The organism is Planctomycetota bacterium (assembly GCA_039182125.1).
GTDB lineage: Bacteria > Planctomycetota > Phycisphaerae > Tepidisphaerales > Tepidisphaeraceae > JBCDCH01.
On sequence record JBCDCH010000009.1, the window covers coordinates 67,132 to 80,689 of the forward strand.

At 64.3% G+C, this 13,558-nt stretch carries 15 protein-coding genes and 1 tRNA gene; 8 read left to right on the plus strand and 8 right to left on the minus strand.

Translation table 11 applies throughout. The features are described from left to right. Positions 1 to 41: 41 nt before the first annotated feature. Positions 42 to 1,652, minus strand: coding sequence for a citramalate synthase (gene cimA / locus AAGD32_04010; protein ID MEM8873405.1), 1,611 nt, complete (start codon positions 1,650 to 1,652; stop codon positions 42 to 44). A 199-nt stretch (positions 1,653 to 1,851) separates the two neighbouring features. After that, positions 1,852 to 2,148: a cupredoxin domain-containing protein gene (locus AAGD32_04015; protein ID MEM8873406.1), complete on the minus strand. Its 297-nt coding sequence runs from the start codon at positions 2,146 to 2,148 to the stop codon at positions 1,852 to 1,854. Between the two features lie 76 nt (positions 2,149 to 2,224). On the opposite strand from AAGD32_04015, the gene AAGD32_04020 reads away from it, so the two are divergent. Beyond that, on the plus strand, positions 2,225 to 3,499 hold the full coding sequence (locus tag AAGD32_04020; GenBank protein ID MEM8873407.1) for an HD domain-containing protein: 1,275 nt from the start codon (positions 2,225 to 2,227) through the stop codon (positions 3,497 to 3,499). Here AAGD32_04020 and AAGD32_04025 read toward each other — a convergent pair. The 5 genes from AAGD32_04025 to AAGD32_04045 all read right to left on the minus strand — a co-directional run bounded on the left by AAGD32_04025 (position 3,490) and on the right by AAGD32_04045 (position 6,442). Then, entirely contained in the window at positions 3,490 to 3,846 is a 357-nt protein-coding gene (locus tag AAGD32_04025) for a globin (GenBank protein ID MEM8873408.1), read from the minus strand. The genes AAGD32_04020 and AAGD32_04025 overlap by 10 nt on opposite strands. 32 nt (positions 3,847 to 3,878) lie before the next feature. After that, entirely contained in the window at positions 3,879 to 4,121 is a 243-nt protein-coding gene (locus tag AAGD32_04030) for a hypothetical protein (protein ID MEM8873409.1), read from the minus strand. A gap of 73 nt (positions 4,122 to 4,194) precedes the next feature. Beyond that, positions 4,195 to 5,028, minus strand: coding sequence for a hypothetical protein (locus tag AAGD32_04035; GenBank protein MEM8873410.1), 834 nt, complete (start codon positions 5,026 to 5,028; stop codon positions 4,195 to 4,197). A 129-nt stretch (positions 5,029 to 5,157) separates the two neighbouring features. Next, complete coding sequence (gene nth / locus AAGD32_04040; GenBank protein MEM8873411.1) at positions 5,158 to 5,856, minus strand: endonuclease III; 699 nt, start codon at positions 5,854 to 5,856, stop codon at positions 5,158 to 5,160. Between the two features lie 10 nt (positions 5,857 to 5,866). After that, positions 5,867 to 6,442: a hypothetical protein gene (locus tag AAGD32_04045; GenBank protein MEM8873412.1), complete on the minus strand. Its 576-nt coding sequence runs from the start codon at positions 6,440 to 6,442 to the stop codon at positions 5,867 to 5,869. A gap of 25 nt (positions 6,443 to 6,467) precedes the next feature. Here AAGD32_04045 and AAGD32_04050 point away from each other — a divergent pair, with 25 nt between their 5' ends. The 7 genes from AAGD32_04050 to AAGD32_04080 all read left to right on the plus strand — a co-directional run bounded on the left by AAGD32_04050 (position 6,468) and on the right by AAGD32_04080 (position 12,340). After that, positions 6,468 to 7,094: a CDP-alcohol phosphatidyltransferase family protein gene (locus AAGD32_04050; GenBank protein ID MEM8873413.1), complete on the plus strand. Its 627-nt coding sequence runs from the start codon at positions 6,468 to 6,470 to the stop codon at positions 7,092 to 7,094. A 57-nt stretch (positions 7,095 to 7,151) separates the two neighbouring features. Further along, positions 7,152 to 8,069 (plus strand): undecaprenyl-diphosphate phosphatase, encoded by a 918-nt coding sequence (locus AAGD32_04055; protein ID MEM8873414.1) that lies wholly within the window; start codon positions 7,152 to 7,154, stop codon positions 8,067 to 8,069. 127 nt (positions 8,070 to 8,196) lie between these two features. After that, positions 8,197 to 9,372 carry a TRAM domain-containing protein gene (locus tag AAGD32_04060; protein MEM8873415.1) on the plus strand — a complete coding sequence of 392 codons (1,176 nt, stop codon included), beginning with the start codon at positions 8,197 to 8,199 and terminating at the stop codon, positions 9,370 to 9,372. Between the two features lie 9 nt (positions 9,373 to 9,381). Beyond that, positions 9,382 to 10,077, plus strand: coding sequence for an IspD/TarI family cytidylyltransferase (locus AAGD32_04065; protein MEM8873416.1), 696 nt, complete (start codon positions 9,382 to 9,384; stop codon positions 10,075 to 10,077). Further along, a tRNA-Leu gene (locus tag AAGD32_04070) sits at positions 10,068 to 10,140 on the plus strand. Before AAGD32_04065 ends, AAGD32_04070 begins: the two co-directional genes overlap by 10 nt. A 30-nt stretch (positions 10,141 to 10,170) precedes the next feature. Next, positions 10,171 to 11,343 (plus strand): hypothetical protein, encoded by a 1,173-nt coding sequence (locus AAGD32_04075; protein ID MEM8873417.1) that lies wholly within the window; start codon positions 10,171 to 10,173, stop codon positions 11,341 to 11,343. A 40-nt stretch (positions 11,344 to 11,383) separates the two neighbouring features. Continuing rightward, a complete protein-coding gene (locus AAGD32_04080) occupies positions 11,384 to 12,340 on the plus strand; it encodes a DnaJ C-terminal domain-containing protein (GenBank protein ID MEM8873418.1) in 957 nt (318 codons plus the stop codon). Positions 12,341 to 12,430: 90 nt separating this feature from the next. Here the strand turns inward: AAGD32_04080 and AAGD32_04085 are convergent, their stop codons facing one another. Beyond that, entirely contained in the window at positions 12,431 to 13,423 is a 993-nt protein-coding gene (locus AAGD32_04085; protein ID MEM8873419.1) for an MBL fold metallo-hydrolase, read from the minus strand. Positions 13,424 to 13,558: the final 135 nt, after the last annotated feature.

The following is a 13,558-nucleotide window of genomic DNA, read 5'->3' on the forward strand; positions in this document are numbered from 1 at the left end:
CCGAATGACGAATGAGATCCGAAGGCCGAATGGTCCAAGACTCATTTCGGATTTCTGACTTCGGATTTCTGACTTCGGATTTCGTCATTTGCCAGCAGGTGGTACTCGAACCCGTCGATCAACGCTTCCCAGCTTGCGTTGATCACGTTCTCATCGACACCCACGGTACCGAAGTAGTCGGACTTGCCGTCGGACAGGTCGCGGCGGAACTCCGTGACGACGCGCACCTTCGCCGCCGTCGCTGCCGAGGAGTTGACGACGCGCACCTTGTAGTCGACCAGGTGCAGCCCGTTGATAGCCGGGTAGTGTTCACGAAGTGCCTTACGCAGGGCATGGTCTAACGCGTCGACCGGGCCATGCCCTTCGGCGACACGGTGTTCAACGGTGTCGCCGACATGCACCTTGCAAGTCGCCTCGGCCACCGGACGTTCGCCGTCGGTGCGGAGGATGACACAGCGGTAGTGATCGAGGGTGAAATACGCGCGCCGCTTTCCAATTTCCTTGCGGAGCAGCAGTTCGAAGCTCGCCTCGGCCGCTTCGAAAACGTAACCCGCGTTCTCCAGATCCTGCACGCGCTCGAGCACCCGGCGTTGGACTTCCCGGTCGGCTTCGATGCCGAACTTCTTGCCGAGCTTCTCGGCGATGTTGCTCGCGCCGCTCATCTCGGAGACGAGGATCTTCCGCTGGTTTCCGACGCTGGCCGGGTCGACGTGCTCATACGTCCCGGCGTGTTTGCGAACCGCGTGGACGTGCATCCCGCCCTTGTGGGCAAACGCGGAAGCACCGACGTACGGCTGCCCGCCCCACAGCGGCTGGTTGGCGATCTCGTAGACGAAGCGCGACACTTCGGTGAGTCGTTCGAGGCTGCCGGGCAGCAGCACGTCGTGGCCGAACTTGAGTGCGAGGTTGGCCGCGGCGACGACGAGGTCCATGTTGCCACAGCGTTCGCCGACGCCGTTGATCGTGCCCTGCACATGCGTTGCCCCGGCGTCGACGGCGGCCAACGCATTGGCCACGGCAACGCCCGAGTCGTTGTGCGTGTGGATGCCGACGGTGACGTTGGACTGTGCGACGACGGCCGCGGTGGCTTCGGCGACCTCGGTCGGCATCGTGCCGCCGTTGGTGTCGCAGAGGCACAGCACCGTCGCCCCCGCCGACTCCGCCGCTGCCAGGGTCGAAAGCGCGTGCTCGCGATCCTCCTTGAACGCGTCGAAGAAGTGCTCGGCGTCGTAGATCACCTCGCGCCCCGCATCGACACACACCTTCACGCTATCGGCGATCATCGCGTGATTCTCGTCGACGGTCGTGTTCAAGACATTCTCGATCTGGAACTTGATCGTCTTGCCGACGATGGTGATCGCCGGCGTCTCGGCATCGAGCAACGCCCGCATGCCAACGTCCTCCGACGCATCGACACCTCGCCGACGGGTCATGCCAAACGCGCTGACCTTCGCATGACTCAGCGCTGGTTCGCGAATGTCCTCGAAGAATCCCACGTCCTTCGGGTTGCTCAGCGGGTAGCCGCCCTCGATGTAGTCGAAGCCGATCTCGTCGAGCTTTCGGGCCACGAGCAGCTTGTCGGTGAGCGAGAGGTTGAAGCCTTCGCCCTGGGTGCCGTCTCTCAGCGTCGTGTCATAAAGGTGGATTCTCATGGAGTGATGAATGAGGAATGCGGAATGATGAATGGAGAGAGACGGAAACAAAACGCCCCGCCGTTGGTGGTCGGCGGGGCGTGTGGTCTTGGGCAAAACTGCAGGAGAACCGGTCACCGCCGCCGATGCGGGATGATGATGTCGATCCGAATAATGGCCGAGCTCGCGGTCATACGTGGTGGAGCATAGCGGCTGGCGTCTACTTGACAACCACCCTGCCAGTCATGCGCGGGTGGAGCTTGGAACCGTACGGATAGGTCCCGGACGTCGTGAAGGTGTGGGTGTAACTTTTGCCCGGCTTGAGCGGCCCGGAGTCGAAGGCACCGCTGGTCGAGGTGACGGTGTAGTCGCGGGTGTCGTTGTTCTTCCAGGTGACCGACTCGCCGGCCTTAATCGAGACCGTGCCGGGCGTGAACTTCAACTCCTTCACGCTCACCGTGGCGGCGACGCAAACGGCAAGGGCAGCGGTCAGGATCAGGGCGGGGATGCGGCGCATGATGGTGTAACAGTATCGACCCGGCGGTAGGCATTCGGTTAGTTTCCGCCCAGGGCGGACGTGCTACCTTCGGTGCATGTCCGAGAAGATCATCCGCGACCCGGTCCATGACGTGATCGCCCTCCGCACCGAGGACGACACCGAGGGGTTGCTCTTCGAGCTTCTCAACGCCCGGGAGTCCCAACGCCTACGCCGCATCCGGCAGCTCGGCATGGCATCCTTGGCGTATCCGGGGGCGGACCATTCGCGCTACAGCCACTCGCTGGGCGTCATGCAGACGGCCCGACGGATGCTCGATCGGCTCGAACGCAACCACGCCATCGACGCCGAGGATCGCAAGATCGCCCTGTGTGCCGCCCTGCTGCATGATCTCGGGCACGGCCCCTTCAGCCATGTCTTCGAGCGTGTCACTGGCATCCACCATGAACGTCTCTCGGCCCGCGTGATCAACGATCCGACGACAGAGGTCCATCAGCTTCTGATCTCCCACGACAAGTCACTGCCCGAGCGGATCACCGACCTGCTGGCCGGGCCCGAACCGCGGACTTTTCTTGGGGACCTGATCAGTTCGCAGCTCGACGCGGACCGGATCGACTACCTGCTACGAGACAACCTGATGACCGGCAGCCGGTACGGGCACTTTGACATGACCTGGCTGCTGACGGCGCTGACGATCGAGCCGACCGGCGGGCGGCTGGCGGTCTTGCCCAAGGCCGTCTCGGCGGTCGAGGCGTACCTGATGGCGCGGTACCACATGTACCGCAACGTTTACTTCCACAAGGTCGTCCGGGCGGCCGAGGGGATGGTGCAGCTGATCCTGCAACGCGCCAAACGCCTTGCGGTGCAAGGCCGGCTCGAATGGTCAGCCGCGACCGGCGGCGTGGAGAAAGCGCTCACCGGCAACCGCCTCACCACGCCGGAATTCCTCGACCTCGACGACGCCGCGGTCATGCAATGCTTCAAGGCGTGGACCACCGGCACCGATCCGTTGCTGGCCAACCTCTGCCGCGGGATGGTCGAACGCAAGCTCTACAAAACCGTCGAGCTTCACGACTGCAGCGACCCGGCCGGCGCGTTCGCGGCGGCGCAGTCGGCGGTCGAAAGCGTGGGCGGCGATCCGGACTATCACCTGTTTCTCGACGAGGTGAGCGACACGCCGTACAAGACGGCCGGCGGTGAGTTCGAGGGCGGCGCGTTCGGCAGCGAGGTGATCGTCGCCGGCCGGGAAGGCCCGGTGCCGATCGCCCGACTGTCGCCGATGGTCAAAGCACTCGCCGAGCAGTTACGGTTTTGCCGGATTCACGTCGCGTCGGCGTACCGAGACGTCGTCGCCGAAGCGATTCAATCTTGATTCCGCATATGTTCCGCGACTTGCACGAAAAACGGCGTGAGCGTCGCCCGGACGTTGGCCGGCACTTCGGTCTCGTCCATCGCGGCCGACATCAGTTCGAGCCAGCGGTCGCGCTCGGCCGGGCCGATGGCGAAAGGCATGTGACGCATGCGGAGCCGCGGATGGCCACGCTTTTCGGAGTACTCGGTCGAAAGACCGAAGCGTTGACAGAGAAACGCCCGCAGCCGCCACTCTGCACCTTCCCAGTCATCCGGCGGGTAGAGCACGCCGACGATGTCGTCCTCGCGAACCCGACGATAGAACGCGGCGACGAGGCGTGTGAACCCCGCCTCTCCGAACTCGGCCATCGTTCGATCTTCACCCAATTGCATGGGACAGCTTAGCTGATCCGCTTGCGGATCGATAACGGAAGGTCGTCCAGCTCATCCTTCATCGAGTCAGGGATCGCGTCTGGGTTGAGGTACGCCCAAGCGGCGACGGTCGCGGTGAGGGCGGCCATGCCGATCGGGAGGATGCCGAAGGCCGAGACTTTCCGAGCCTTGCCGTTGCAGCAAGCGTTGAGGGCGGCAATGCCCACTGCAGCGACCGCGATACCGCCGATCGCCGGGACCGCGGTTTTCACGATCCGCTGGTCCATTTCGTCCGATGTGTCGAATGGATTATTCACAGTGTGTTGAAAGCGAAACCCGTGCCGATCACAGCTTTTCGAGCCACGTCACGCGTCCGCCGATGATCCACTCGGCGACGTACACATCGCCATTGGCACCCACGGCACAGCAGTGCGGGCTGTTGAACTTGCCCGGCTGGACGTGTTTGGTCTTGCCGAGGTTCGGCCAGTTCTCCGTCTCGGTCACGCCCGGGTTCGCGCCCAGGTCGGCCACGACGTTCATGTCCATGTCGAGCACCTTGATCCCCGTGTGCAGCTCGGGGACGTACACGTGCTTGTCGTGGAAGACGAACATGCAGGGCGTGTGGCAAATCTTGTCGTGATTACGCAGGAACTTGCCGTCGGCGTCGTAGACCGCGATGCGTTGGTTGCCGCGGTCGGCGACGTAGAGCTCACCGTCGGGGGAGAAGGCGATGCCGTGCGGGCACTTGAACCGTCCGGCACCTTCGGTGCCGTCGAGCGTCAACGACCATTCCTTGCCGTCCCAGCAGTGGACCAGTTCCGAGCCGTACCCGTCGGCGAGCCAGATCTTCCCGTCGGGACCGGGGCAGCCCCAGGTCGGGCGGAACTTGCCCGGCGACTTCGGGCTCTTGAACTTCTCGATGATCTTGCCGTTGGGCGTGGCCTTGACGAACGCGCCCGACTCCTCGTCGACGAGATACAGGACGTCCTCGCCGTCTTCCTGCATTACGGTGATGCCGTGGGCACCGGTCCAGGTCTGGGCACCCCACTTCTTCTTGAGTTTGCCGGAACGGTCGTAACGCTGAATCGCGTTTTCGGTCTGTGCGAAAACGATCACGTCGCCGTCGGAGAGCACGCCAACGCCGTGGGTCCGACCGCCGACGATCGCGAGCGGACTCATGGGGAGTTTCACAAAGTGGTCGTGCCACTCGTAGCAGAATTTACCTTCGCCGATTTTCATGGTGGTTTCTGGGTGGAGGACCCAGTATGGGACTGATGGCGTGAAATGCAATCCGGACGGTCGTGCAGCTCATTTGGCGTCTTTTTCGCGTTTTCGGATGATCCTCGGCCCGCTCGGGCAGTGCTCGAACAGAGCACACGCCTCGCAGCGCGGCTTCCGGGCGACACAAGTCCGTCGGCCGTGGTGGATCAGCAAGTGGCTCCACATCGTCCACTCGTCCCGCGGGACGACCTGCATCAGGTCCTTTTCAATCTTGACCGCGTCGGATTCGTGTCGGGTGAGGCCGAGGCGATTGGAGAGGCGCGTGACGTGGGTGTCGACGGTGACGCCGACGTTGATGCCGAAGGCGTTGCCGAGCACGACGTTGGCGGTCTTGCGGCCCACGCCACGAAGCTTGATCAACGCCTCCATCGTCCGCGGCACCTCGTCACCGTGAAGCTCGACGACCGACTCGGCCATCGCCTTGATGCTCTTGGCCTTCTGCCGGAAGAACCCGCACGACTGCACCATTGGCTCGATGTCCTTGAGGGACGCGTCGGCGTATGCCTGGGCCGTCGGGAACTTCTTGAACAACGCCGGTGTCGTCAGATTCACCCGCTCGTCGGTGCATTGGGCCGAGAGGATCGTCGCGACGATCAGCTCCAGCGGCGAGGTGAAATCCAGCGAGCACTTCGCGTCGGGATGCTCGGCGTACAGGATCGGCAGGATCGCTGTCACCCGCTCCCGGCGTTTCTTGAGTGTTCGGGAGTCGGTGCGTTTGGCCGGCATGAGCCAGTGATTATTGCCGGCGGTTTCGGGCGGCGTCGCGGAAGGCACGCCGGATACGCGGCCGGGTCAGTTGGTAGAGCAACGTCAACGGATAGATCAACGCGACCAACGCGAAGAGCACATGCATCACCGCGCCGACGGTAACGACCGACGTGTCCGACCCGGCCCAGTCCGGGATCTCGACGCCCGACGCCCGCTGGTACTCGACCCATGCCGACCCCCGCGCGATCCGTACCCACGCCATCGGCGGCGTCAGCACGATCGCGATCACCGAGTAAATCAGCATCCCCACGCGACCCCATTCAAAGCGGAACAGCATGAGCAGCGCGTGGATCATCAGGCCCGCCGAGACGCCGACGCCGACCATCGTCAGCCACCACAGCGCCTGCCCCGCAAGGTCGTCCGCCGGAAACGCCCGTTGCTTAAACAGCGAGATGATCTTGTACGCCAACCCGCTGATGGCGAACATCACGCCGGCGAAGCCGAGGATAAACACCATCTCCGGCATCCGCTCGGCAGGGAACGGCGCGGGTGCGTCAAGTTGCTCATCAGCGTCGGCGAGTTGGCCCGAATCGTGCTTTGCCACCGCGCGACGATAGCATCCGTCATCCATGCGGCGGCAGATACCCAACGCCATCACGGTCTCCCGGCTCGTCGTCGCGTTCATCTTCTTCGCGATGCTCGCCGCTTATCGGTACGACCCGGACCGGATTTCGTGGTGGCTCTTCGCCAGCGGCTGGGTCTACGGGCTCGCCGCCGCGACCGACGCGCTTGACGGGCACTTGGCCCGCAAATGGAACGTGACCAGCGTCTTCGGCCGGATCGTCGATCCGTTTTGCGACAAGATTCTCATCCTCGGCACGTTCGTGTTTTTCGCCTCCCGGCCGTTCTTCATCGAGGAGGACGGAACCATCATCAACGTTACCAGCGTGGGGCCAATCGTCGTAACGATTCTCCTCTCGCGGGAACTGCTCATCACGACGTTGCGGAGCCTGATGGAAGGGTCGGGCAGCGACTTCGGCGCGGCGTGGTCCGGTAAGCTCAAAATGATCATTCAGTCGATCACCGTGCCGGTGGTGCTGGCGTATGTTTGCTTCAGGCCATGGTTGATCGAAATGGATTTGGAACTTGCGGCCCGCATCGTCCGTACCGGCTGCGTCTGGCTCACCGTTGTCGCCACGATCGTGAGCGGCGTGCTGTACATGCCGTGGCCGAAGCGGGCCAAGGCGACTCAATGACATCCGCATTTTCGGTCGGTCATTGGACAAGCGTGCCTGGATGCCGATAAGCGTTGCATGGAATGGTGGCAAGCGATCATCCTCGGGATTGTCGAGGGGTTGACCGAGTATCTGCCGGTGAGTTCGACCGGACACCTGATCCTCGCGCAGCGGGCCATGGGCCTGACCGGTGAGGCGGCCGATGCGTACGCCATCTGCATTCAGGCCGGGGCGATCGTGGCGGTGCTCGGGCTGTATTGGCAGCGCGTCCGGCAGGCCGCGGTCGGTTGGGCCGGAAAGATCGGCCTCGGCCCGGGCGATGCCGACGGCTTTCGGCTCGGGCTCAATCTGCTGATCGCGTTCATGCCTGCGGCCGTGTTCGGTCTGCTCCTCGATGAGCACATCGAAGCGGCACTGTTTCACCCGTGGCCCATCGCGATCGCCCTCTTCGTCGGCGGACTCGCGATCATCGGCGTGGACCTCTGGCGCAAGCGCACCTCATCCCCGAAAGACGATGCCATCGCCCGCGGCAGCACCGAATCGGAGGCCGGCCGATCGCTCGACACGCTGACGCCGATGATGGCGCTGGGCATCGGGCTGATTCAGTGCGTGGCGATGTGGCCGGGCACGAGCCGGTCACTGGTCACGATCGTCGGTGGCGTGTTGGTGGGGCTGAGCCTCGCGTCGGCGGTGGAGTTCAGCTTCCTGCTGGGTGTCATCACACTGCTGGCTGCAACGCTCTACAAGGCCGTCTTGGACTCCGTGACATCGCCGGGGAGCGGCCAAGAGGTGATGATGCTCACCTGGATGGTCGACCAATACGGTTGGTTCGCCCTGCTTCTCGGCGTGTTGTCGGCCTGGATTTCGGCGGTGCTAGCGGTGAAATGGATGGTCGCGTATCTCAAAAAGCACGGCCTGAGCATCTTCGGTTACTACCGCGTCGGCCTTGCGGCGGCGGTTGCGGTGCTAATCCTCGTCGGTTTCTTCGAGGGATGACCGCGACAAGCCCGCTATCGGACCGACGAGTGCGGCTACCCATTTTGACAATCCGTCGTAACCCGAAGCATCCGGGCCGGCCTTAACGTATGATTCATCATCGGGACATGGTTCCCGGGGACGCATCATGACGCTTCAAGTCCTGCGCGGACTCTTCATTCTCGTGATGGCGGCGGTGGGTTGGTTCTTTCTGACCCAGGATGCCACGGCACTCAACCCGTACCTCGACGGTCGGGCGTGGATGCTGTTGTCGGTGACGCTCATCATCGGCGTCTGCGTGGTCGTGGCCGACATACTCTCGCCACGGCGAAAGCTACAGGTCTTTGCCGGCGTCTTTTTCGGGCTGCTCATCGGGCTGATCCTGTCGTACGCGTTCAGCTTCGTGGTGCCGTTCTTGATCGACCGGTTTTTCGCGAGCCCCGACGTCGCGGGCCGGCAGCCGTTGATCGACTTTATCAACTTGCTCATCGGCGTCGTCTGCTGCTACTTCGCGATCAGCTTCATTCTTCAAACGCGTGACGACTTCCGGTTCATCATCCCGTACGTCGAGTTTCGCAAGGACACGCGCGGCACGTCGCCGGTGGTCATCGACACGTCGGCTCTGATCGATGGCCGCATCGTCGCGCTGGCCGAGGCGGGCATGTTCGAGAGCCGGCTGATCGTGCCGCGATTCGTGTTGCGGGAGCTGCAACGCATGGCCGACGAGGGCGACAAGGCCAAGCGGGCCAAGGGTCGTCGCGGGCTCGACGTTCTCGAGGAACTGCGTGAGTCGACCATCCCAAACCTCGAGGTCGTCATCTACGACCCGCACGGCCACGGCGGCGGCATTGGGCGTGACGACTCGGCCGCGCTCGACGTCGACCACCGACTGGTCGGCCTTGCGAAAGACCTGCACGCCCGCGTCCTCTCGACCGACTTCAACCTGCACAAGGTCGCTCAGGTTCAAGGTGTCACCGTCGTGAACCTCAACGCCTTGGCCAACGCGCTGCGGGCCGAGGTGCTCCCCGGCGACGCGATCAATGTCCACGTCGTTCGTCCCGGCGAGCAGCCGCGTCAGGGCGTGGGCTACCTCGCGGACGGCACGATGGTCGTCATCGAGAACGCCGGCGATCGCATCGGCGACGACATCGCCGTGCAGATCACCAACACCCGCCAGACCTCGGCCGGTAAGATGCTCTTCGCCAAGCTCGAAGGCGCGGCCAGCATCGATCGCTCGGGCGACTCGGCCATGGGCGAGGTCATCGACATGTCCGAGCCGGAGCCGCCCCGTCGCAAACGCGACACCGCCGGCACTTCGGCGTAAGTTGCCGTCATGCCGACCTTCGCCGTCGTTCTTCCCGCCGCTGGTGCGTCCCGCCGGTTTGGTCGTGACAAGCTCCGCGCGGAACTCGCCGGCCGGTCGGTGATTCGGCGAAGCGTCGACGCTTTCCTCGCGCGCGATGACGTGACGCATGTCGTCGTCGCAACGGCGGACGGCACTTGCGATGCCACGTTGTTGGAAGACACGCGCGTCTCGGTCGTTGCCGGCGCGGAACACCGCTGCGGGTCGGTGCTCAACGCGATACGGTCTTTGCCCGACCGCGTGGAATGGGTCGCCGTCCATGACGCGGCCCGGCCGTTGGTTTCTCGGGAGTTGATCGACCGCACGTTCGATGCGGCCGTCCGCTACGGCGCGGCCGTTCCATGCGTCCGCGTGACGGGCACCGTCAAGCAAACCGCGACCGACGACGCCTTGCCGGCGCTTGTGCTGCGTACCTTGCCGCGACGTTTCTTGTGGTCGGCGCAGACCCCGCAGATCGGCCGACGTACCGACCTGCTCCGTGCGGCGGACGTTTGCCCCGAGCCGCTCGAACGCGTCACCGACGACGCCCAACTCCTCGAACTCGCCGGCCACCGCGTCACGATCGTCGAAGGCGAGGAGCGAAACCTGAAAATCACGCACGCCCACGACCTACGCTTAGCCGAAGACCTGCTCCGTGGCACGGCCAACGACACACCGCCCTCGTAGCCCAACGGCAGAGGCAGTCGACTTAAAATCGATCCAGTGTGGGTTCGACTCCCACCGAGGGCATTCTCTTCGCCGCCGTGATACGCTCCGGGCATGGGTCAGGCGCAGGCAGGTTTCGTGTTCATCGCCGAGGGCAAGCTGTTCGTCCGCTTGCCCGGCGAGCGGATGCGAGAACTGGTCAGCCCGTTCGCCGAGGATTTTCTCGCGCGGTCGGAAGCGTCGGCCGCGCGTAACGAGTGGAAGAGCGGCAGCGCCGGGTGGAACAGCGGGGCCGGCGGTTTCGGCTTACTTGGCGGTGGCGAAGCGCAGATCGAGCCGGTCAAGCCGATGACCTTTCATACCGTTGCCGCCCACGGCTCGACTATCTACTACGGCATGAGCATCGGCCGAACCAACGGGCTCTTCCGTCATGAGCTCGACCAGGAGGACGAGTACCGCATGGCCCACGGTCCCGACTGGGAAGTCCGCGACATCGCACCCCACCCGGACGGTCGCCTGCTCTACAGCCGACGCGACGAGAACGGCTCCGCGAACCTGCACGTCTTCCCTGCCGGCGGCGGACGGCCCACCCCGCTCACCGAAGGCGACACGCTCGACGAAGCCCCGAGCTGGGACGGCGACGCGATCCTCTACCACGCCATCGGCATCGCACGCACTGCCGACGGATTCATCGGCGCTTACGGTCCGGCCACGATCGAACGCCTCGACCCTGAAGACGGCAGCGTCACGACACTCGTCGAAGATCCCGCGTTCGATTATCTCAACCCGATGCGCGATCCGGCCGGCCGATTGCACGCGATCCGCCGACCGTACAAACCCGACGGCGAGCCGATCTCGATGTGGGTTGCGACGCGTGAGTTTTTCCTGTTTCCGTTTCGGCTCGGAGCCGCCGTGTTGCACTTTGCCAACGCGTTCACGCAGTTCTTCTCGAACAAGCCGATGGTCGCGGCCGGCGGTGCGTCCCATCGCGTGACGCCGCCACGACGGTTGATGCTGCGGAATCAGATGATCTCCGCCGACAAGGCCGCCCGAAAGGCAAGCACCGGCCAGCCGCCGCCGATCGTGCCCAAGGATTGGCAACTCGTGCGATTCGAGACGGACCGGGCCGAGCCGGAGGTTCTCGCCGAGCACGTCGGTAGCTTCGCCCTCGACGGCGGTGATGTGGTGTACGCCGACGGAAGCAACCTGCACCGCCTCGCGGCCGATGGCACGGCGTCGCATGTCACGTCGGCGACGCTCATCTCCGCCATCGCGGTGATGCAATGAGTCACAAACCGATCTCTCCGCCCTATCGTCTGCGCGCAAGATGGCACAGCGCGACTACTACGACATCCTCGGCGTGAGCAAGAACGCCAGCGCCGACGAGATCAAGAAGGCTCACCGCAAGCTCGCTCGCAAGTATCACCCCGACGTCAACCGCGATGACCCCACCGCGAGCGAAAAGTTCCAGTCGGTGCAGGAGGCTTACGAGGTTCTTTCCGACTCGAAGAAGCGACAGCGGTACGACGAGTTCGGCCATGCCGGCGTGGAGGGCAACTCCGCCCAACAGGACGCCTATGAGCAGTTCCGCCGGGCACAGACGCGCGGTCGGCGTGGCGGTTACGGTGGTTACGGCGGCGGGTATCAGGACGTCCGCCCGGAGGACTTTGGGTCGAGCCAGTTCTCCGACGTGTTCGACCAGCTCTTCGGGTCACGCGGGCCGTTCGGACGGACGGGCGGCCGGGGCCGGACGCAAGCACCGTCCGGTTCCGATGTCGAGTACCCGGCGGCTCTCGACTTTTACCAAGCGGCTCGCGGGACGACGCTTCCGCTGCGTATCAACCGTTCGGGGACGATGGAGACCATCGACGTGAAAGTCCCCGGCGGCGTGAAGGACGGCTCACGGGTTCGCGTCCGAGGCAAGGGCGAGGCAGGCGGCGACCTCTTCATCGTCGTGTCCGTCCGTCCGCACCCCTACTTCAAGCGCGACAACCTGAACGTGCTCATGGATCTGCCGTTGAGCTTCGACGAGGCGATGCTCGGGGCCAAGGTCACCGTGCCGACGCTTGATGAGAACGTCACCCTCACCGTCCCGCCCGGCACCTCCAGCGGCACCAAGCTCCGCATCAAGGACCGTGGCGCCAAGCGCGTCACCGAAACCGGCGACCAACTCTGCATCGTCAAGGTCATCGTCCCCAAGGAGCTCGACGACGAAGCCAAAACGTTGGTCGAACAACTCGCCGAGAAGACGAGCGTCGACCCCCGCGGTAACGCGGGTTGGTAGCCGTTTCAGTCGAAAGCCCACGGCTTCAGCCGTGGGTCCGCCGTCGGCACCGCACACAGACCCACGGCTGAAGCCGTGGGCGTTTTGTCGTTATCCAAACAGTTCCATCTGCGCCGGCGGACGCGCGAGTTTCGCGTCGATGCCGCGACTGCGCAGGTCGTCGGCGAACTCCTTGAACCCGTGGTGCGTGTAGACGCTCTTGGGCTGCACGATGTCGATCGTGGTGAGGAGTTCGTCGTAGTCGGCGTGATCCGAAAGCGGCAGCGCGAGATCAACGCCGTAGCGATAGATCGCGTTGGGGAAAAGTGACCAGCCGGTCATGACGACGCGAAACGGATTGTCGAACTGGCTCGTGAACGAGCCGCGCGCGGCGTTGGGCGGCGCGACGAGAACGCCGCGCTCTTCGAGGGACAGTTGCCGCTTGCCGTGGAAGTCCCAGCGGTCGTACGCCCGGCGGTGGCCGAGTGGAACGCCGAAGGATTCGTACAGGTCGCTGAGCCGGCGGACCGCGCCGTGCTCGGTGACGGGAAAGCCGGCGTCGGTGAGGATCTTCACGATCTCCTGCGCCTTGCCCAGTGCGTAGCCGTAGACGATCGGCTGGCGACCCTCGGCCATGGCGTCGGTGATCGCGTCGATCAGTTGTTCATGCACCTCGGCGGCCGGCGGAAACCGGAACAACGGCTTGCCGTACGTGCTCTCCATCACCAGCACGTCCGCCCGCGGCGGCTCGGCGGTTCGCGCGGTCAGGCTCCGACGGAGCTTGTAGTCGCCGGTGTAGAGCAGCGAACCCTCGGGCCGTTCGACGTGGAGCATCGCACTGCCGAGGACGTGGCCAGCCGGCACGAGCGTCAGTTTCGTGTCGGCGTTGAAGTCGAAAGGTTCGCCGAACGCGAGATGCGTGCCGCCCTCGAGACCGACCCGTTGCTCAGCGATCGCGGCGGTCTCGGCGGTGCAGATCGCACGCTCGTGTCGGCCCAGGTGATCCGAATGCCCGTGCGACACGAAGCACACATCGCAAGGCCGCCGGCAGTCCATCCACAACCCCGGCGGGTCGACACGCAGACCGTTGTCCCAGGTGAACACGAGCGATGCTAGGACAAGGTACGCGTGCCGAACCGCGTTGCGGGGCCACCCAGCGATGCGCAGCTGTAAGGCGAGCGCACTCTGCAAGAAGCGCGGAGCGGCGGTGCTCCCCACCACACGTCGGGGTGTCAGTCA